19 protein-coding genes are annotated in these 19455 nt (G+C 72.1%); 13 read left to right on the top strand and 6 right to left on the bottom strand.

Going from position 1 to position 19455, the window contains the following annotated elements; genetic code table 11:
* The first annotated feature begins 86 nt into the window (after positions 1 to 86).
* Genes BAY60_RS24875 through BAY60_RS24865 form a run of 3 tightly spaced genes read left to right on the top strand, consistent with a single transcriptional unit; the run spans position 87 to position 3774 of the window.
* Positions 87 to 575, top strand: coding sequence for a 2Fe-2S iron-sulfur cluster-binding protein (locus BAY60_RS24875; protein ID WP_112283424.1), 489 nt, complete (start codon positions 87 to 89; stop codon positions 573 to 575).
* The gene (locus tag BAY60_RS24870; protein WP_112283423.1) at positions 572 to 1567 is read left to right on the top strand and encodes an FAD binding domain-containing protein; all 996 of its coding nucleotides are present in this window, start codon (positions 572 to 574) and stop codon (positions 1565 to 1567) included. Before BAY60_RS24875 ends, BAY60_RS24870 begins: the two co-directional genes overlap by 4 nt.
* Positions 1564 to 3774, top strand: coding sequence for a xanthine dehydrogenase family protein molybdopterin-binding subunit (locus BAY60_RS24865; RefSeq protein ID WP_112283422.1), 2211 nt, complete (start codon positions 1564 to 1566; stop codon positions 3772 to 3774). Before BAY60_RS24870 ends, BAY60_RS24865 begins: the two co-directional genes overlap by 4 nt.
* Here BAY60_RS24865 and BAY60_RS24860 read toward each other — a convergent pair.
* Positions 3767 to 4660 carry a F510_1955 family glycosylhydrolase gene (locus BAY60_RS24860; RefSeq protein WP_211330439.1) on the bottom strand — a complete coding sequence of 298 codons (894 nt, stop codon included), beginning with the start codon at positions 4658 to 4660 and terminating at the stop codon, positions 3767 to 3769. The genes BAY60_RS24865 and BAY60_RS24860 overlap by 8 nt on opposite strands.
* A 201-nt stretch (positions 4661 to 4861) precedes the next feature.
* Between BAY60_RS24860 and BAY60_RS24855 the strand changes: the two genes are divergently transcribed.
* The 7 genes from BAY60_RS24855 (at position 4862) to BAY60_RS24825 (ending at position 11082) form a co-directional block, all read left to right on the top strand.
* Positions 4862 to 5578 (top strand): iron-containing redox enzyme family protein, encoded by a 717-nt coding sequence (locus BAY60_RS24855; protein ID WP_112283421.1) that lies wholly within the window; start codon positions 4862 to 4864, stop codon positions 5576 to 5578.
* A 65-nt stretch (positions 5579 to 5643) separates the two neighbouring features.
* Positions 5644 to 5994 (top strand): Rieske (2Fe-2S) protein, encoded by a 351-nt coding sequence (locus BAY60_RS24850; protein ID WP_112283420.1) that lies wholly within the window; start codon positions 5644 to 5646, stop codon positions 5992 to 5994.
* Between the two features lie 2 nt (positions 5995 to 5996).
* Positions 5997 to 7214 carry an NAD(P)/FAD-dependent oxidoreductase gene (locus tag BAY60_RS24845; RefSeq protein WP_112283419.1) on the top strand — a complete coding sequence of 406 codons (1218 nt, stop codon included), beginning with the start codon at positions 5997 to 5999 and terminating at the stop codon, positions 7212 to 7214.
* Positions 7211 to 8647 carry an aldehyde dehydrogenase family protein gene (locus tag BAY60_RS24840; RefSeq protein WP_112283418.1) on the top strand — a complete coding sequence of 479 codons (1437 nt, stop codon included), beginning with the start codon at positions 7211 to 7213 and terminating at the stop codon, positions 8645 to 8647. Before BAY60_RS24845 ends, BAY60_RS24840 begins: the two co-directional genes overlap by 4 nt.
* Before the next feature lie 16 nt (positions 8648 to 8663).
* On the top strand, positions 8664 to 9020 hold the full coding sequence (locus tag BAY60_RS24835; protein WP_112283417.1) for a Rieske (2Fe-2S) protein: 357 nt from the start codon (positions 8664 to 8666) through the stop codon (positions 9018 to 9020).
* Between the two features lie 6 nt (positions 9021 to 9026).
* A complete protein-coding gene (locus BAY60_RS24830; protein WP_245992788.1) occupies positions 9027 to 10640 on the top strand; it encodes a gamma-glutamyltransferase family protein in 1614 nt (537 codons plus the stop codon).
* Positions 10633 to 11082, top strand: coding sequence for a RidA family protein (locus tag BAY60_RS24825; protein WP_112283416.1), 450 nt, complete (start codon positions 10633 to 10635; stop codon positions 11080 to 11082). The genes BAY60_RS24830 and BAY60_RS24825 overlap by 8 nt, the downstream gene beginning before the upstream one ends.
* 37 nt (positions 11083 to 11119) lie before the next feature.
* Here BAY60_RS24825 and BAY60_RS24820 read toward each other — a convergent pair whose 3' ends face one another.
* The gene (locus tag BAY60_RS24820; protein ID WP_112283415.1) at positions 11120 to 11572 is read right to left on the bottom strand and encodes a GlcG/HbpS family heme-binding protein; all 453 of its coding nucleotides are present in this window, start codon (positions 11570 to 11572) and stop codon (positions 11120 to 11122) included.
* Positions 11573 to 11722: 150 nt separating this feature from the next.
* Here BAY60_RS24820 and BAY60_RS24815 point away from each other — a divergent pair, with 150 nt between their 5' ends.
* Positions 11723 to 13384, top strand: a complete 1662-nt coding sequence (locus tag BAY60_RS24815) for a PucR family transcriptional regulator (RefSeq protein WP_146771072.1) — start codon at positions 11723 to 11725, stop codon at positions 13382 to 13384.
* 19 nt (positions 13385 to 13403) lie between these two features.
* On the opposite strand, the gene BAY60_RS24810 is transcribed toward BAY60_RS24815, so the two are convergent.
* Positions 13404 to 14789, bottom strand: coding sequence for an MFS transporter (locus tag BAY60_RS24810; RefSeq protein WP_112283413.1), 1386 nt, complete (start codon positions 14787 to 14789; stop codon positions 13404 to 13406).
* A gap of 295 nt (positions 14790 to 15084) precedes the next feature.
* On the opposite strand from BAY60_RS24810, the gene BAY60_RS24805 reads away from it, so the two are divergent.
* A complete protein-coding gene (locus tag BAY60_RS24805) occupies positions 15085 to 16674 on the top strand; it encodes a hypothetical protein (protein WP_245992787.1) in 1590 nt (529 codons plus the stop codon).
* A gap of 141 nt (positions 16675 to 16815) precedes the next feature.
* Here the strand turns inward: BAY60_RS24805 and BAY60_RS24800 are convergent, their stop codons facing one another.
* On the bottom strand, positions 16816 to 17028 hold the full coding sequence (locus BAY60_RS24800) for a hypothetical protein (protein ID WP_112283411.1): 213 nt from the start codon (positions 17026 to 17028) through the stop codon (positions 16816 to 16818).
* Positions 17029 to 17096: 68 nt separating this feature from the next.
* Between BAY60_RS24800 and BAY60_RS24795 the strand changes: the two genes are divergently transcribed.
* Positions 17097 to 18359 carry an SGNH/GDSL hydrolase family protein gene (locus BAY60_RS24795; protein ID WP_112283410.1) on the top strand — a complete coding sequence of 421 codons (1263 nt, stop codon included), beginning with the start codon at positions 17097 to 17099 and terminating at the stop codon, positions 18357 to 18359.
* Positions 18360 to 18379: 20 nt separating this feature from the next.
* On the opposite strand, the gene BAY60_RS24790 is transcribed toward BAY60_RS24795, so the two are convergent.
* Entirely contained in the window at positions 18380 to 18898 is a 519-nt protein-coding gene (locus BAY60_RS24790; RefSeq protein ID WP_281272761.1) for a DUF5994 family protein, read from the bottom strand.
* Positions 18895 to 19443 (bottom strand): DUF5994 family protein, encoded by a 549-nt coding sequence (locus BAY60_RS24785; RefSeq protein ID WP_245992786.1) that lies wholly within the window; start codon positions 19441 to 19443, stop codon positions 18895 to 18897. The genes BAY60_RS24790 and BAY60_RS24785 overlap by 4 nt, the downstream gene beginning before the upstream one ends.
* Between the last annotated feature and the right edge of the window lie 12 nt (positions 19444 to 19455).

Genomic DNA, 19455 nt, shown 5'->3' with positions numbered 1-19455 from the left:
TAGGGCTGACTTAACAGAACGACGTCCTGTTGTTAGTAGAACGCCGTTCTGTTAACGTGGGAACGACTCGAACCGAAGGGACCGCGATGGCCGAGCTGCGCGTGCGCGTCAACGGCGCCGACCACCTGCTCGATATCCCGCCACAGGTCAGCCTGCTCGACGCCCTGCGCGAGCACCTTGGCCTCACCGGCACGAAGAAGGGCTGCGACCAGGGCGCCTGCGGCGCCTGCACCGTGCTCGCCGACGGCGAGCGGATCAACGCGTGCCTGGCGCTGGCGGTGCAGTACGCCGACCGGGAGATCACCACGATCGAGGGGATCGACCACCCCATCCAGGAGGCCTTCGTGCGGCACGACGGCTTCCAGTGCGGATACTGCACGTCCGGCCAGATCTGCTCGGCGATCGGGATGCTCGCCGAGCACAAGGACGGCATGCCCAGCGCCGTCACCGGGGAACCGTCCGCCGAGGGCGAGGAGCTCACCGACGAGGAGATCCGGGAACGCATGAGCGGCAACCTGTGCCGCTGCGGCGCGTACCACGGCATCGTCGAGGCGATCGGCGAGGTGGCCCGATGAGAGCGTTCTCCTACGTCTCCGCACCCGATGTCGCGACAGCCGTCCGCGCCGTCTCGGAGACACCGAACGCAAAGTTTCTCGGCGGCGGCACCAACCTGGTCGACCTGATGCGCGAGAACATCGAGCATCCGGACGTCCTCGTCGATGTCTCCCGCCTCCCCCTGAACGGCGTCGAGGAGCTGCCGGACGGTGGTCTCCGGATCGGCGCCACCGTCCGCAACAGCGCACTCGCGGCGCATCCGCTGGTGCGCACGCGCTACCCCGTGGTGTCCCAGGCGGTACTCAACGGCGCGTCCGCCCAGCTGCGCAACATGGCGACGGTCGGCGGCAACCTGCTGCAGCGCACGCGGTGCCTCTACTTCTACGACACGGCCTCGCCGTGCAACAAGCGCGAGCCGGGCAGCGGATGCGCCGCGCTCGGTGGCTTCACCCGGGACGCCGGAATCCTCGGCGTGAGTGAACGGTGCGTGGCCACGCATCCCTCGGACCTGTGCGTGGCGCTCGTGGCGCTCGGCGCCGTCGTGGAGGTCGAGAGCACACGGGGCACCCGCCGGATCCCGCTCACCGACCTGCACCGGCTGCCCGCCGACACGCCCCAGCGGGAGACCGTGCTCGAACGCGACGAACTGATCACCGCCGTCGAGCTGCCGCCGGTGCCCGCGGCCGCGAACTCCCGCTACCGCAAGGTCCGGGACCGCGCATCGTACGCGTTCGCGCTCGTCTCCGTGGCCGCCGCGCTGCGGCTGGACGGCGACACGATCACCGAGGCCCGGCTCGCGCTGGGCGGCATCGCCCCGAAGCCGTGGCGGGCGAACGAGGCCGAACACGTGCTCACGGGCGCTCGCGCGACCGAGGAGACCTTCGACCGCGCCGCGGCCGCGGAACTCGACCGCGCACAGGCCGTGGGCGACAACGCCTTCAAGATCGAGCTCACGCGCCGCACGATCGTGGCGACACTGCGGGAGCTCACGCACGAGGGGAGCAGGCCGTGACCCGCACCGTCGACGGTGAACACCTCGTCGGCCAGCCGATCGACCGGATCGACGGGCCCGCCAAGACCACCGGAGGCGCCCGGTTCTCGGCCGAGCACGCCTACCCGGGCCTGACACACGCGGCGCTGGTGCCCGCGACGGTCAGCCGGGGCAGGATCACCGCGATCGACACCGCCGCGGCCGCCGCGGTGCCCGGCGTGATCACCGTGCTCACCCATGGCAACGCGCCGAAGCTCAACCCGCCGAAACGCCCGACCCCGGCCAACCTGAGCACCCTCGTCTCCGGTACCCAGGTCAACTACCTCAACACCGACGAGGTCCACTGGGACGGCCAGCCCGTCGCCGTGGTGGTCGCCGAGACCTCCCACGCCGCCCGCGAGGCGGCGGCCCTGGTACACGTCAGCTACGAACGGCTTCCCGCCGTGGTGGACTTCGCCGCCGAGGAGCCGAACGCCGTGGCGCAGAAGGGGAACCCGGTCATGCCGGGCAGCGCGAAGAAGGGCGACGCGGACGCCGCGCTCGCGGTCGCTCCGGTCACAGTGGACGCCCGGTACACGACCCCGCAGCACCACCACAACGCGCTCGAGCCACACGCGACCACCGCGGTGTGGCAGGGCGACGAGCTGACCGTCCACGACTCGACCCAGAGCATCACCTGGCTGCGCAAGCACCTGGCGCTGCGGTTCGGTGTGCCCGAGGCCAAGGTGCGGGTGCTCGCGCCGTTCGTCGGCGGTGGCTTCGGAGGCAAGGGATTCGCCTGGCCCGGCACGATCATCGCGGTGCTCGCCGCCCGCGCGACCGGCCGGCCGGTGCGCCTGCTGCTGACCCGCGAGGACGTCCACCGGGCCGTCGGCGCCCGCACGCCGTCGGCGCAGCGCGTGGCGCTTGGCGCCGACACCGGCGGCAGGCTGACCGCGCTCGTGCACACGTCGGTCACCCGGACCAGCCGGGTCGGCGGCCAGCCGGAGCAGGTGACCGCCCCCGCTCAGCACCTCTACGACGCCACGAACATCCGCACCGCGCAGAGCCAGACCACACTGGACTGGATGCCCAACACGTCGATGCGCGCCCCCGGCGACGCGATCGGGTCGTTCGCACTCGAGTCGGCGATCGACGAGCTCGCGGGCGAGCTCGGCATCGACCCGGTCGAGCTCCGCATGCGTAACGAACCCGAGCGCAACCCCATCGACGGGAAGCGGTTCTCGCACCGGATGCTGCGCGAGGCGTACGCGCTCGGCGCTCGGCGCTTCGGCTGGGAGAACCGGTCGCCGGAGCCGCGCTCAACGCGCGACGGCCGGTGGCTGGTCGGCATGGGCGTCGCGACGGCGTATCACCCGGCGATGCAGTTCACCGCCAACGTCACCGTGCGGCTCGCCGCGGACGGCACTGTCACCGTGCGCTGCGGGTTCCAGGAGATGGGCATGGGCAACGCGACGGTGCAGGCCCAGATCGCGGCCGACGCGCTCGGCGTGCCGTTCGAGGCCGTGCGCGTCGAGTACGGTGACTCGGCGCTGCCGGCGAGCGTGATGGCGGGTGGTTCGATGCAGACCTCGACCGTCGCGGGCAGCGTGCTGGCCGCCTGCGGGAAGCTCACCCGCAGGCTCTCGACACTGGCCCGCAGGACAGGGATGCAGGGACGGACACCCACGGAGATCCTGACGGCCGCGCGGGTTCCCTTCATCGACGCCGCGGTCGGCTCGGACACGCGGCTCGGCGCGCTCGCCGGGCAGGCGCGGATGCTCGCGAAGGTGGTGCGCGACCAGCGGACCTGGGCCAAGGCGGCGTGCGGAGCCCACTTCTGCGAGGTGCGGGTCGACGCCGACACCGGTGAGGTCCGCGTGTCCCGCTGGACCGCGGCGTTCGACGTCGGCAGGGTGATCAACCGCAAGACCGCCTTCAGCCAGCTCCGCGGCGGCATCGTGATGGGCATCGGCATGGCCCTGTTCGAGGAGGCGCTCGTCGACCGCCGCACGGGCCGGATCATGAACCCCAGCCTGTCCGGCTACCACGTGCCCGTGCACGCCGACGTCCCGCCGATCGACATCGCCTGCCTGGACGAGCCCGATCCGACGATGCCGCTGGGCATTCTCGGTGTCGGGGAGGTGGGCATCACCGGCGTGGCCGCCGCGATCGCGAACGCGATCCACCACGCGACCGGCAGCCGGATCCGTGACCTGCCCATCACTCCGGACAAGCTGGTCACGTGAGCGCCTGGCGGAGGGTGAGCGTCCGCCCGCCGTCGCGGGACTCGTGGATGCCCGTCTCCGTGGCGACGTAGATCCGGGACGGCCCGTGGGTTGCCAGGGCCTCCGGAGTTCCGGTCACCTGCCCGCCCTCGGTCCACGAGGTACCTCCGTCACGGCTGGTGTGGAGGGTGCCTTCCGGATCGATGCCGATCAGCATGCTCTCGGTGGGCCAGTCGAGCTGAAGCAGCAGCGGCGCCGCGGGCATCGGGGCGAACGTGCGCCCGCCGTCGGTGCTGCGCACGGGGCCGTGCTCCGTGGTCGCGAGCAGCACGTCGGGGTTCGACGGATGGACGGTGAAATCGGCGAGCGCCAGGCGAGCCCGGCGATCCCAGTTCTGCCGGTCGGTGGTGACCATGAGCCTGCCGGCTCCGCTTTCGTAGCCGTAGACACGGCCGTGTTTGGCTTCGAGCGCGTGGAAGTCTGCTTCGCCCGCGAGCGAGACGGACCGCCAGGTGCGGCCTGCGTCCGTGGTCTCGATGAGGCCGAGGTGATCGGGTAGCTCGTCGTCCTCCGGGGCGGGGTGGCCGCTGCCGAGGAAGTGGCGCGGCCCGACGATCGTGAAGCCCATCGTGTCCTGTCGCCGGTCCGCGACCAGCTCTGGTTCTCCCCGTTCGGGCAGCGCGAACAGCCCGTTGTGGCTCGCCGCGTACAGGGTGCCGTCGGCGGGATCGACACCGAGCCCGTGAACGTGGCCGAGATCGGCCTCCGCACCGGCGTGGTCCGCGGACGGCTGCTGCCCGGCCTGCCCGCACCCGGCAAGCGCGACAACGGCGAGCAGCACGAGAAGTGCGCTCCGGCGCCGCGAGGCGCTGCCGGACGCTGCCACCGTGCCGATTCGTCGCGTCACTGGCCTGCATTTCTGTGGAGGGTGGTCCTGACTGCCGTCCGTGACTATAGGGCAGGTAGCCCGGTCCGCTCGCGGCAGAGTGCCCCACAGCATGCACAGCAATCACGGGCAACCCGTGTGCACTCTGTCCATGGAGGCGCTGGGTCTGGTGTCCGTAGCTTCGGGTGACGGCAGCAGACCGACAGCCGGAAGGTGATGAGGATGACCGAACTTCTCTCCAGGGCGGACTTCCGAGCGGCGCTCGAGGACGCGATCAAGGGGCGCGAGGCCAAGAACGCGTCGTTCAGCAAGGCATGGGCGGATGGTGAGCTTCAGCGGCACCATTTCGCCCGGTGGGCGGAGAACCACTACCACTACGTGGGCCCGTTCGCGGACTACCTCGGCTACATCTACGGCAACACTCCCGACGAGTACACGGGTGCGAAGGACTTCCTGCTGCAGAACATGTACGAGGAGGAACTCGCCGACATCCGGCACACCGACCTGTTGATCCGCTTCGCCGAGGCGTGCGGCACGACGAAGGAGCGCGTCGAGAACCCGGACAACGCCAACGCGGTCACGCGCGGGCTGCAGGCGTGGTGCTACGCGACCTCCATGCGGGAGCACTTCGCCGTCGCCACGGCGGCGCTCGTCGTCGGGCTCGAGTCGCAGGTGCCGAGCATCTACAAGAAGCAGATCGTGCCCCTGCGCGAGACCTACGGATTCAGCGAGGACGAGATCGAGTTCTTCGAACTGCACATCACCTCCGACGAGGTGCATGGCGAGCGGGGATTCCAGATCGTGCTCGATCACGCCGACACGCCCGCGCTGCAGCAGCGCTGTCTGCAGTTCGTGCGCTGGGGAGCGGAGATGCGGTTCGCGTACACGAAGGCGCTGTACGACACCTACGTCGCGCCGGACCTCGTCACCGCAGCGTGAGCGGGGAGGGTGGGCCGCGGTGGTGCGCGGCCCGCCCCACCCGGACTGCCGAAGGGATGGCGTCGATGGACGAGTGGGTGTATCTCGCCGACGTGAGCGAGCTCGCGCGGCGGAAGAAGAAGCGCGCGGAGATCGGGGGAGAGGCCGTCGCACTGTTCTACGTGGACGGTGCGGTGTACGCCCTGCACGATGTCTGCGTCCACAAGCAACGGTCGCTGAGCAAGGGCACCGTGCTCCATGGCCGGGTTATCTGCCCAGGGCACCAGTGGCGGTTCGATCCGGTCACCGGTGCGGCCGACGGGCAGCCGCTCTGCCAGCCGACCTACGCCGTGCGCGTCGAGGACGGGCGGGTCTACGTCAACCCCACGCGGAACACCGGTGCCCCCGCCGTGACGTCACCAGCCGAATCGAGGTGATCATGCTTTCCGACATCGTCGTTGTCGGCGGGGGTCAGTGCGCCGCGGTGGCCGCACGGACCCTGCGCCGCAGAGGCTTCGACGGCCACATCGAGATCATCGGCGCGGAAGCCGATCCGCCGTACCAGCGGCCGCCGCTGTCGAAGGAGTACCTGGAGACGGGTGACGCGGGCGGGCTGTCCCTGCTGAGCGAGCAGTGGTGCGCGGACAAGAACGTGCGGCTGCGCCTCGGCGAGCGCGTGCTCGGGCTCGACCCCGCGGCGGGCCGCGTGCGGCTGGCCGACGGTTCCGTTCGTGCCGACGCGGTCCTCATCGCCACCGGCGGCCGCCCGCGGATGCTGCCCGGCGTCACCGGCGAGCGCGTGCACACGCTGCGCACGCGCCGGGACGCGGACCGGCTGCGTGCCGTGCTCGCGCCCGGCGCGACGATCGTCGTCGTGGGCGCGGGCTTCATCGGCTCGGAGGTCGCCGCCACGGCGCGGGCCCGCGGTGCGGAGGTGGTGGTCCTTGAGGCGCTGGACACGCCACTCCGGACGGTGCTCGGGGCGGACCTGGGTGCCGTGTGTGCCGCACTGCACCGGGCGCACGGTGTCGACCTGCGGCTGCGGGAGACGGTGAGCTCCGTGGCGGAGGGCAGCCAGGGAATCACGGTGGTGACGTCGCGGGGTCGCCGCATCGACGCGGATGCCGTCGTGGTCGGCATCGGGATGGAACCGGCCACGGAGGTCGCGGAAGGGGCGGGCATCGCCGTCGCCGACGGCATCGTGGTCGACGAGTGCGGGCGGACCTCCGTTCCCGCGGTGTTCGCCGCGGGCGACGTCGCCAGGCACTACCATCCGCTGCTCGGCGAGCACGTGCGCACCGAGCACTTCGACAGTGCCAACCGGCTCGCCGCCGCCGCGGCGAACACGATGCTGGGCCGGGCAACGGCGTTCGCCGAACCGCCCTGGTTCTGGTCCGACCAGTACGACGTGAACCTGCAGTATGCGGGCCACGCGGCCACCTGGGACGAGATCGTCGTGCGTGGCTCGGTGGCCGACTTCGACTTCTGCGCGTTCTACCTGTCCGGCGGGGTGGTGCGGGCGGCGTTCGCCGCCGACCGCGGAGGAGACATCGCCGGTGCGAGGGAGCTCATCGCCCGTGCGGTACCCGTCGATGCGGACGTGCTCCGCGACGACGACGCCGACCTGCTGGAACTCGTCCCGGAGGGTGTGGCGTGACGGCGAACCTCATCGGTGGCGAATGGGTGGGTGCGGCGAGCGGCCGCCGCACCGAGCGCCACAACCCCGCGGACACGCGCAGGCTCGTCGCGACGGCACCGGACTCCGGCGCCGAGGACGTCCGCGCCGCCGTGGACGCGGTGGCGCAGGCCTGGCCGGAGTGGGCGGCGGCCGGTCCGGAACGCAGGGCCGAGGTGCTGGGCGCCGCGGCGGCGGTCCTGGAACGAGACCCGGAGAAGCTGGCCGCGGAACTGGTGGCCGAGGAGGGCAAGACGTTCGCCGAGGCCCTCGGCGAGGTCCGCCGCACACCGGCGAACCTTCGCTACTACGCCAGCGAGGCGCTGCGGCTGACCGGCCACACCTACCCCGCGCGGTCGGGCCTGGTGTACACGGCCCGCCAGCCGGTCGGGGTGATCGCGGCGATCACCCCGTGGAACTTCCCGCTGAACATCCCGTCGCGCAAGCTCGGCCCCGCGCTCGCCGCGGGCAACGGCGTGGTGTTCAAGCCCAGCGAGGTGACGCCGGTGCTGGCGCGCCGGCTCACCGAGGCCCTGCTGGAGGCGGGACTGCCCGCGGGCGTGCTCGCGCTGGTGCACGGGGGCGCCGACACGGGCGCCGCACTGGTGGCCGATCCGCGCGTGGCGGCAGTGACGTTCACCGGCTCGACCGCCGTGGGCGAGCGCATCCACGCCGCCGTGGGACCAAGCAGGCGCACGCAGCTCGAACTGGGCGGCAAGAACGCGGTCCTGGTACTGGACGACGCGGATCTGGACCGTGCGGCCGACATCGTGGTGCGCGGTGCGTTCGGCCTCACCGGGCAGGCGTGCACGGGCACCAGCCGGGTGATCGCTCACGACGCCGTGCACGACGACCTGCTGCGGCGGGTCGTCGCACGCGCCGAGCGGCTGGTGCCCGGCGACGGGCTCGCCGAGGGCGTGCAGCTGGGCCCACTGGCCACCCGCGAGCAGTACGACAAGGTGCGCCGCTACGTCCGGTTGGGGCTCGACGAGGGCGCGCTGCTGCACACCGGCGGCGAGCCGCCCGGCGGCGCGGCGACCGCGCACGGCTACTTCCTGCGCCCGGCGGTGTTCTCGGGCGTCGCCCCCGACTCGCGCCTCGCGCAGGACGAGGTGTTCGGGCCCGTACTGGCGTTTCTGCGGGTGCACTCCTTCGACGAGGCGGTGTCGGTGGCCGACGCCACGCCGTACGGCCTGTCCACCGGCATCGTCACCGGTGACCTGCGGCGCGCACTCGAGTTCGCCGAGCGGGTGCGGTCGGGTCTGGTGAAGGTCAACCAGCCGACGACGGGCATGGCCATGAACGCGCCCTTCGGCGGCCTGAAGGCGTCGAGCACGCAGACGTCCAAGGAGCAGGCCGGAGCGCAGATGTCGCACTTCTACACGACCGAGAAGACGGTCTACGTCAGCCCCTAGTGCCGAGGAGTACGTCATGGAATTCGTCAGGGTGGCCCGCTCCGGTCAGGTGCCGGAGGGCTACGTCCGCCGCTTCTTCGCCGGGGAGCTGGAGATCGCCGTCGCCCGGCTTCGCGGCACCGCGTACGCGACATCGAACTACTGCACCCATCTGGACTGTCTGCTCTCGTCGGGCAAGCTCGTCGACGAGGGCATCGGCTGCTCGTGTCACGGCAGCGTCTTCGATCTGGAGACCGGCGACGCGGTGTGCCCGCCCGCCACGGAGCCGATCCGGACCTACCCGGTGCGCGAGGAGGATGGCGACATCTTCGTCGGCATCACCGAGGAGGACGTCGCCAGCGGTGGCCCGCGCCGCCGCAAGGTCGTCCGGTAGCCGGCCGTGTGGGATCGGACCTGGGCGGAGCCGGCCCGACCTCCCGTGCGCGGCTCCCGGCACCTGGTGGCCGCGAGCCACCCCGCGGTCAGCGCCGTGGGGTACCACGTGCTCGCGGACGGGGGCAACGCCGTCGACGCGACGCTGGCCATGGCGGCGCAGTGCTGGCTCAGCCTGCCGGGGCAGTGCGGCGTCGGCGGCGATGCGTTCGCGGTCGCCCGCGAGCCCGACGGTACCGTGTGGACGGTCGGCGGCAGCGGTTTCGGCCCGGACGGAGGGGAGCCGGGCTTCTACCGCGAACGCGGGTGTGCCGCCGTCCCGCTGCGGGGTGCGCTGTCGGTCGCCGTGCCGGGGGCCGTCGCCGCGCTACTGGCGATGCACGCCCGAGCGGCGAGCCGGCCGCTGGAGCGGCTGTGGGCACCCGCGATCGCCGCGGCCGAGCGTGGCGTGCCGTGCACGGCCAAGACCCGGCTGGACATCGCCGACCATGCCGACCTGCTCCGCGCGGACCCCGGTACGGCGAGGATGTTCCTGCCCGGCGGAACGGTGCCGGATACCGGGACGCCACTGGTCTTCCCCGAACTCGCGTCGACCCTGCGCACCCTCGCCGCCGACCCCGGCGACTTCTACACCGGCGACCTCGCCGAGCGGGCGGTGGCCACGCTGACCCGGGCGGGGGCGCCGTTCTCCGGTGACGAGTGGGCGGCGTGCGAGACGGCACTGACCGGCCCTGCCCTGAGCGGCGGCTACCGCGGGCTCACCGTCCACCAGACGCCCCCTCCGACACCCGGCTGGATGATGCTGCAGCAGGCCGCGATCTGCGACGGCGAGCTGCACCACGTGCCACCGCTCGGAGAGCACGCGGTCCACTGGCTGGCCGCGGCGGCGCGGCACGCGTTCGCGGACCGGTTCGCCCGCTGTGGCGCTGACACCGGCGCGTGGCGGCAGCTGCTGGAGGCGGACGAGGTCGCGTCCGCCAGGGCCGCCATCGCGGGCGGGCGGCACGCGATGCCCGCCGGCCTGCGTCCGGACGGGGACACGACGGCGACCGTCGCCGTGGATTCCGAGGGCCGCGCGGTGAGCTTCATCCAGTCGCTGGCGTTCACCTTCGGCTCGGGGGTGACGGTGCCGGGCACCGGCATCGTGCTGAACAACCGGTTCGGTCGTGGCGCCTATCTGATCCGAGGGCATCCCAACGAGGCGCGTCCTCGCCGCAGGCCCCTGCACACGCTCAACGCCTGGCTCGCCACGGACAGCCGGGACAGGCTCCGGTACGTGGGCAACACGCCCGGCGGCGACGGGCAGGTGCAGTGGAACACGCAGGTGCTCTCCCATCTGGCCGACCATGGCGCCGACCCGCAACAGGCGGTGTCCGCGCCGCGGTTCACCGTGTATCCCGGCAGTGACGCCGACGCGCTCGCCGCGGAGCCCGAGCTGCGCTGCGAGGACCGGCTCGGCGCCGACGTGCTGGCGGGACTGGCGGCACGCGGCCACGTCGTGCGGCGGCTCGGCCCGTGGGCGGCAGGCGGGTCCGCACTGGTGCTGGCGGCCGACCACGAACGGGGCTGTCTCGCCGGCGGCGCCGATCCCCGGCAGGACGGGGTGGTGCTCGGTGACTGAGCAGGCCACGCCACGGCGGGTGACACCACCCCAGGGTGACTACGTTGCCGCCGTCGTCCACGGCGGGCTGGCGTTCAGCGCGGGCATGACGCCGAGGGTCGGAGGCAGGCTGCGCGTGCGAGGGTGCGTCGGCCGAGACGTCGACGCGCGGACGGCGCGGCGGGCGGCGGCGCTCGCGGCGTCCAACGCCCTGCTGGCGGTGGCCGAGGCGGCCGGAGGGCTGGACCGGATCGCGCGGTGCCTGCGGATGACGGTGTATCTGTGCTGCTCCGGCGACTTCACCGGCCACTCCGCCGTGGCCGATGGTGCCTCGGAGACGCTGCGGGCCTGGCTCGGCGAGCGGGGCTCCGTGGCCCGCACCGCGGTCGGCGTGGCCGCGCTGCCCTCGGGCGCGCCCGTCGAGGTGGACCTGACCGTGGCGCTCGTCCGGGACGGGCGGTGAAGGGCGCGAGGACAGCGCCCGGCACCGCCTCCCGGTCTCAGCGGGCGGGGGCGGGGCTCACCAGCTCGGCGAACGCGGCGAGCGCGGCGGCACCCACGGCCTTGTCCTGGTCACCGTTGCCTCCGCTGACACCGACACCGCCGACGATCTGCCCTTCGTACTCGATCGGGAACCCGCCGACGAAGATCGCGAACTTGCCGGGCAGCATGTGGCTGATCCCGAACGCCTCGTTGCCGGGCAGTGCGGGACCGTCGGGCGGCTCGTTGAACCGGTGGGTGGCGCGCTCGTGCCCGGCGGCGGTGAACGCCTTGGCGATCGCGATCTCCACCCCGGTCAGCCGTGCGCCGGGCAGCCGGTGCAGGGCGATGACGTTTCCGCCGTCGTCACACACGCAGATGGTCTGTTTGACGCCGATCTCCTCGGCCTTGGCGCGGGCGGCGGCCAGCATCGGCAGCGCGTCGTCCAGGGTGATGCGGTGGACCGTGTGCACGTGTCGTCCTCCTCGGCTCCTCACGGGCGTTCCTGCCCGGATCCGCCTCCAATCTGCCCCTTGCGCCGAGCCGCCAACAATGGTCAAGCTGCCGTATCGCGACGGCGATTCCGTGTGCAGACTGTCCATGAGGGGCAGGTGGAGGGACCCGTGGAGAAACCGACATCCGGCGAGCTGACCCTGTCCCGCCTGCTGCAGGAGCGCCTGTTCCGGGACGCCGTCGTCAGTGGTGACGCGCCTGCCGATCGTGTCGTCACCTGGTGCCTGCCGTGGGATCAGGCGGTCCCGGGCGATGAGGACCTCAGCGGCGTCGTGGTGTTCGGGCGAGCCGAGCAGCTGCACCCCACGCAGCTGGAGCGGCTGTGCGCACGGCGTCCGGCCGCGCTCGTGGTGTCCGGCGACGACAGGGCCGGGCCGTGGCCCACGGGGGACGTTCCGGTGGTCGTGGTCGGCGGGCACACCGGCTTCCGGGACGTGGGCAGGCTCGTCGCCGAACTGGCGCTCGCCCACGAGGCGCACGTCCTGCGCTACGGGGTCACGGTGCACAGGGCGCTGGCCGAGCTGCTGTACCGGGGTGCCGGGATCTCCGCGCTGTGCCACCAGATGTCCCGGCTCTCCCACTGCGCGGTCGCCGTGGTGGATCGCCACCTCCAGGTCCTCGCCTTCGCGCATCCGGCGCCGTCCACCCTGACCACCGACGACGTCGGCGCGCTGCTCGCCGACGGCCCGCCCGAGCTGTTCACCGCCGCACTGGACGAGGGACGCGGTCCGGTCGTCGGTGAACTGCCCATGGCAGACGCGGCGTACACGTGCGTGGTGGGCGCCATCGTGCTCGGAGGGCGGCACGACGGCTGGGTCCTGCTCGTCGAGCCTGCGCCCCGGCCGCATCCGCACGACCTCGCGCAGCACCGGGTGGTCGCGGAACAGGCCGTGACGATCGTGGGCACCGAGATGCTGCGGGTGCGCAGCATCTCCGAGGCCGAGGAGCGGGCCAGGGGAGACTTCGTGCATGCCCTGCTGCACGGCCGCTTCGCCACCGAGACCGACCTGGCCGCACGGGCGCAGCACTACGGGTTTCCCACCGGCTCGCACTATGGCGTGATCGTCGCGGGCGGCTTCCGGTCACCGGGTGGCGATCCCGGCGGCGGGGTGCCGCACGCCGCGCGGGATGCGGCCCGTTCCTCACCGCCCGGCACGCAGACGCTGGCCGCGGCAGTGGGCGACGTGCTCGCGGTCATCTACCGGTTCGAGCTGCCCCGGCGGGCGACGCCGGACGCGGCCAACCGGATGGTGGCCGACTACGCGGCCGCTCTGGAGCAGGAGCTGACGCAGCGGCTGGCCACCCCGGCGCAGGTCGCCTACGGCAGGCCGGTGACCGGTGCGGTGCACATCGCCGAGAGCTACCGGGAGGCGAGGATCGCGCTCGGCCTGCGCCGTCAGCTCGGACTGGACGACGTCTGCGGATTCCACGAACTGCGGGTCTTCGCGACACTGTCCGACCTCGCCGCCAGCCCGGCCGGGCGCGCGTTCGCCGACGACCTGCTGAGCCCGCTGCGGTCCAGCAGCGCAGGGGGCGCCGACCTGGAGCGCGCGGTGGTGGCCTACATCGAGTGCGGTGGCAACGTCAACGCCGCCGCCCGCGCCCTGCACGTCCACCGGAACACGATGCTGTACAAGCTGGAGCGCGCGTCCCGGGCCCTGCACCTGGACCTGCGCGAGGCCGAGCACCAGTTCGCCCTGTGGCTGGCGGCCAAGCTCGACCTGCTGGCCTCCACGACGGCGGCGGTGGACCGTGAGCTGCGGCCAGGCTGAGGCAGCGGCGACTGCTCGCTCAGCTGGCGTCGGGGTTGCGTCCCGCGAAGCTGACGAGCAATGCCAGCAGGGCGAACACGGCGCACCCGCCGAACAGCACGGCGGGCAGATCCTGTGAATAGAAAAACCCGGCCCACACGGTACCGAGGGTCGCGCCGCCGAACCGGAGCGTGTTGAAGACCCCCAGCGCCGAGCCCGCCCTGCCGTCGGTCGAGCGTGTGGCTCCGGCTGCGGCGGGAGTCTGCACCAGCGCGACACCGGCACCGGCCACCACCAGCAGGGCGCCCAGCCAGCCGAGCCCGGCGGTGCCGGCGGCCGTGAACAGCCCCAGCCCTGCCTGGGCGAGGACGAGCGTCACGAGGCCCGCCCGCAGGACGAGGCGGGGCCGGGTGCGTTCGGTGAGCCAGCCGACGACGGCCGCGAGCACCGCCATGGTGGCCGGCAGCGCGAACACCAGAATGCCCGCGACCGCCGTCGACCGGCCGAGCGCACCCGTGACATGCAACGGCAGCGCGACCAGCGTGGCGCCGAGGCAGAACATCTGCGCGCACGCGGCGACTCCGCTGCGGAGGAACCGGGGCTCGGCCAGCAGCGCGGGAGGGACGAACGGGTCCGCGGTTCGGCGCGAGACCAGCACGAAGACGGCGAGCCCGGCCGCTCCCGCACCGGCGAGAGTGGCCGGGGCCCAGCCCGGCAGTGCGCCGACCGGTGCGACCGCCACCGCGGTCATCAGCAACGCCGTGGCGGTCGTGAACGCCACCGCGCCGGGCCAGTGCAGTCCGGCGCGGCGCGGCGCCTCGCCAGGCACCAGCCAGGCCAGCGCCATCACCAGCAGCGCGCTCACCGGGACCAGCACCCAGAAGATGCCGCGCCAGCCCCAGGAACCCGCCACGAGCCCGCCCAGCGGCGGTCCGAGAGCCTGGCCGATGCCGTTGGCCGCCGCCCACAGGCCCATCGTGCGGTTGCGGCGGGCAGGTCCGTACAGGCTCGCCAGCATGCCCATCACGCAGGGCGGTGCCGCGGCGCAGCCGAGGCCCTGCAGTGCCCGGGACACCACCAGGACCGGCAGTGAGGGTGCCAGCGCCGCGCCGGCCACGCCGGCCAGCAAGAGCACCTGGGCGGCCACCAGCGTGCGCTTGCGGCCGAACCGGTCTCCCACCCAGCCCATCACCGGCATCGTGGCCGCGAGCACGAGCACGAACGCGCTCACGGCGAGCACACCGGAGGACAGGGGGACGCCGAGGTCACCGCTGAGATCCCGGAGCGCGACGTTGACGACGTTGTTGCACACGGTGCCGAGTAACGTCACCGCCAGCAGCGTGAGCAGGACCCGGATGCCGGGCTCCGCGCCGGCGGCCTGCTCGCCTCGTGCGCTTTTGGCCGGCCGCGCGGTCGCCTTCGTCACGGGTCAGCGAACCTCCGGGATCGTCCGAAAGGGAAAGGGACCGGCGTTGTTTCCGCGGTGTCACGGTTCCGCTACAGCCGGCTCCACATCAGACTGCTCCGGTGAACATCGCGAAAGCTAGGGCAACGTGCACAATGTTGTGCCCTTGCGCTGTGCACATGACTGGTAGACGGTATACCGGTTGTGCGCGGAACCTCTTCGGTTAACGCATGACTGCCGCCCGAAGGGAAACCCGATGCAATTGACCGCAGCTCACTGGGTGTATCTGTTAGGCGTCGTCGTCATTCTGGCAACAATGATCGCGCGCAAGAACATCGTCGTTCCGGCCGTGGTCGCCACATTCCTGACGGCGCTCGTCTTCTCCGGCAGCCTGATCACCGGCATCACCTCGGTGTTCAACGCCAGCCTCGTCGCAGCGACCAACCTGTTCAACATCTTTCTCATCATCGCGCTCGTCACGGCGATGCTGCATTCCCTGCAGGCGCTGGGCGCCGACCGCAAGATGGTCGCACCGTTCCGGCGGGTGATGCGAAACGGTCACCTGGCCTTCTGGGGCCTTGCGATCGTCACCTACTTCATGTCGCTGTTCTTCTGGCCCACGCCTGCTGTGCCGCTGATCGGGGCGGTGCTGGTTCCCGTGGCGATCAGGGCAGGTCTGCGTCCGATGGCCGTCGGTGTCGTCGTCGCGTGTGCCGGGCAGGGCATGGCACTGTCGTCGGACTACGTGATCCGGGTGGCGCCGGGCCTCTCGGCGCAGGCGGGCGGACTCGACGCCAATGCGGTCGCCGACACGTCGATGGTGCTCTCCCTCGTGGTCGGTGGCGTGGCCTTGCTGGCCGCCTACGCGCTGGAGGTTCGCAAGATCCGTACGCCGTCACCGCGGCTGCTGGCCGAGTGGGAGGGCGGGGCCGCGACGGCGAGCGCGAGCGGCGCAGCCGTGCAGGCCACGGCCGCCGACACTGCCGCAACGGCCGGCACCTCCGACGCTGCCGAGGCGCCCGCGAGTGCCGGCACCGGACGGCGCTGGGGCAGGGTGCGGGCCGGCCGCGCTCGCGCGGCCGCGTCGACGGGTGGCGGCACCGCCCGCCCCGGTGGTGGCACGGCAACGCTGGTTCCCGGCGAACCCGAGGGACACGATCCGAAGGGCCAGGAGGACGCGGACGCGCCGTCCACCGCCCATCCGAGGGCGGCGACGGTCTTCGCCCTGCTCGTGCCGCTGGCCTACCTGTCGCTCATCGCCTATATGGTCGTGGCGAAGGTCTCGGACCCGGTGCCTGACCTGGAGGCCGGGCAGGCCGCGGGACTCGTCGGCGGGGTCGCGGCGATCATCGTGTTCCTCGCGGCCCTGGTCGGCGACAGGGCGGGATTCCTGGAGTCGTCGGCGACGCACGTCGTCAACGGGCTGGTGTTCGCTTTCAAGGCCATGGGCGTGGTGCTGCCGATCGCGGGCTTCTTCTTCATCGGCAACGGTGAGTTCGCCGCCGAGATCCTCGGCACGGACGATGCCGGTGACGGGCTGCTCTTCGACCTGGTGGCGGTCGCGCAGCAGCACATCCCGGACAGCCCGTTCGTCGCGGCCTTCGGCATCCTGCTGGTGGGCCTGGTCGCTGGGCTCGACGGGTCGGGCTTCTCGGGTCTGCCCCTGACCGGAGCGCTGGCGGGCAGTCTCGGTACGAGTTCCTCCATCGACCCCGCCACGCTCGCCGCGGTCGGCCAGATGGGCAACATCTGGTCTGGCGGCGGCACGCTGGTCGCGTGGTCGTCGCTGATCGCGGTCGCCGGGTTCGCGCGCGTGCCCGTTCTCGACCTGGCCCGGCGCTGCTTCCTTCCGGTCATCTGCGGTCTGGTCGCGGCGACACTGGTGGCTGTGGTGTTCTTCGGCTGAACGAAGGAGCTGGGCCGCGGGATCCGCCTCCGCCCGGCATGCGGCCGGGCGGAGGCGGATCCTCCGACCAAGCCGAAACGTCCGATGTGGACGGTCTTTGTCCTGCGCACGGCACCTGTCGATCGTGGCGAAGGGTGCCGCTCAGCCCTCCTCGCCGCCGCCCTCGTCGCCGTCCTGCTGCTCGCCCTGCTCCTCGTTGCCCTCCTCGCCGCCGCCGTTGTCCTCCTGACGCTGCTCCTGCTGGTCGCCGCCGCCGTCGCCGGTGTCCTCACACGCGGAGACGGAGCCGATCGCGGCGACCGCGGCGATGACCGCCCCGATCACCAGGGAACGTCCACGGGTAGCTGTCGTCATGCCTCGACCGTACCCACCACACGCCCGTTCTGCTCTACGATGGGACGGCGCGCCTGGGAGGTCACCGCATGGGATCGTCACGTCGTCGTCTGCGTACTGTCCTTGCCGCCACGCTGGCGGCGGTCACGCTCGCCGCGCCGGTGACGGCCGAGGCGGGCGGCACCTGGAAGCACTGGACCGGGACGTGGGCCGCCTCCATGATGGCGCCGAGTCCCGGGTTCGGCCCGAACTGGTCGGAGGAGGGCTTCGCCGACCACACGGTCCGCCAGGTGGTCAGGGTCAGCACGGGCGGAGCCTTGGCGCGGGTGCGGCTGTCCAACGCCTACGGCACCGGCCCGCTGACCATCACCGGGGCGACCATCGGCCGCGCGGCCGACGGCGCCGCGGTGCGGCCGGGCACCCTGCGGAACCTGACGTTCCGTGGCTCTCGCTCGGTGGTGGTGCCGCCGGGCGACGAGGTCGCGAGCGACCCGGCCGTGTTCGGCGTGCGGCCACTGGACTCGCTGGCGGTCACCCTCTATCTGGCCGCGCCGACCGGACCCGCGACGCAGCACCTGTTCGCGTCCGCGACGAGCTTCCGGGCCGACGGCGACCACAGGGCCGACCTCGGCGCGGGCGCGTTCACCGAGACCACCGAGTCCTGGTACTACCTCGCCGGCATCGACGTGACGGGCGCCGTACCGCGCCGCGACGCCATCGCCGCGTTCGGGGACTCGATCACCGACGGCGCGCTGTCGACGGTCGACGCCAACAACCGCTATCCCGACGAGCTGGCCGAACTGCTGGTCGCGCAGGGCAAGCCGCGCGGCGTGCTCAACGCCGGAATCGGCGGCAACCGGGTGCTGACCGACTCGCCGTGTCTCGGGGAGAAGGCCACCAGCCGGTTCCACGAGGACGTGCTCGACGAGCCGAGGGTCGGCACGGTGCTGGTGCTGGAGGGCATCAACGACATCGGTTTCGGGGCGCTGCCGCCCGGCGAGGATCCGTGCTTCAGCGGCGGCCCGGAGGTCACCGCGGCACAGCTCATCGCGGGGCACCGCGACCTGATCCGGCAGGCGCACCGGCACGGCATCAGGGCCATCGGGCTGACACTGCTGCCCTACAAGGGAGCCGGCTACTACACCCCCGAGGGCGAGGCGGTGCGCGACGCGCTCAACCGGTGGATCCGGACGTCGGGGGAGTACGACGCGGTCGTGGACCTCGACCGGATCATGGCCGCACCCGGTGACGCCGATCTGCTCAACCCCGCCTACGACAGCGGAGACAACCTCCATCCCAACGACGCCGGGTACCGCGCGATGGCCGAGGCGGTTGCGTCCGCGCTCCGCTGATCCGAGTTCTGGCTGACGTCCTAGGACCGCCGTGCGGGCTGAGAATCACCGCGCGCGGCTGGGACGGCCACCTCGGTAACCCCGGAACCGATGTCACTGCAAGCGAGGATCTGCGCGGCCGATTCGGTGTTGGCCGGATCAGCGGCCCGAGCAAGCGCGGCCACGGCGGCGTGCTCGGGTGCCTCAGGTGGGACGACCAGCAGTGCCAGCCGGTGCCAGCCGTGCCCGGCAACCAGCACGGTGTGCTTGTCCAGCGAATGGAACCCTTCGAAGCTGATCGCCTGACCGTCAACCATCATGCGGTGGGGCGCCGCGATCCAGGCATCCGCGTTGAACGCGACCCGGTGGGGCTGTCCCAGCCGCCACTCGAGACCGGCGATCATGGCGGGAAACTCGGCGAGCGCGTCCCGGGACCGCGGCCACCAGGCGCCGTCGATCGTCCCCATGAGGGCCGCCTTCGGCTTCAACGCCAACCGCAAGGGCTGTCGTGGGGAGCTGGATGTCGCGATCGCGGGGGTCCTGTGTTCGTGCGTGTTCATTGGATTCGGCCGCCCTCGATTTCCCAGCGATGCGTCGCGGCGTCCATGCCCTCAGGACCGGGGCCCTCCGGTGGGGCGACCTGTGCGACGCGGTTGTGTGCGAGAAGTACTTCGGTGCTGTCGACGTTGGCTCGCTTCGACGCCGTCGTCAGGGCGTGCTGTGCGGCTTCCACTCGGGCGCCGGGCGGGATCACGAGCAGGGTCAGGCGCTGCCTGCCCTGTCCGGTCACCGTCACCGTGTCAGGGTGCTGGGAACGAAAGCCCTCCAACCGGATGGCGCGGCCCTCGAACGTGAGACGCCGACCGGCCGGCTCCCAGCTGGTCGAGTTGTAGGTCACCCGCTCGATCCGGCCAGGCCGGACTGTCAGCTTCGCAAGGAGCCCGGGCAATTCGACGCCCAGGTCCCGGGAGCGTGGCCACCATGCGCCGTCGACATAACCCGTGGTCGGTGCCTCCGCCTTCAGCTGCAACCGCAGCGGGTGCCGAGAAGGCTCCAGGACCGTCGAGACGGAGGGGTTGGTGGAGGTGTGCGGGCTCGACATCATGCCGATGCTCCG

Source organism: Prauserella muralis (genome assembly GCF_003202285.1).
Lineage (GTDB): Bacteria > Actinomycetota > Actinomycetes > Mycobacteriales > Pseudonocardiaceae > Prauserella_B > Prauserella_B muralis.
This window is presented reverse-complemented; position numbering and strand designations above follow the sequence as displayed.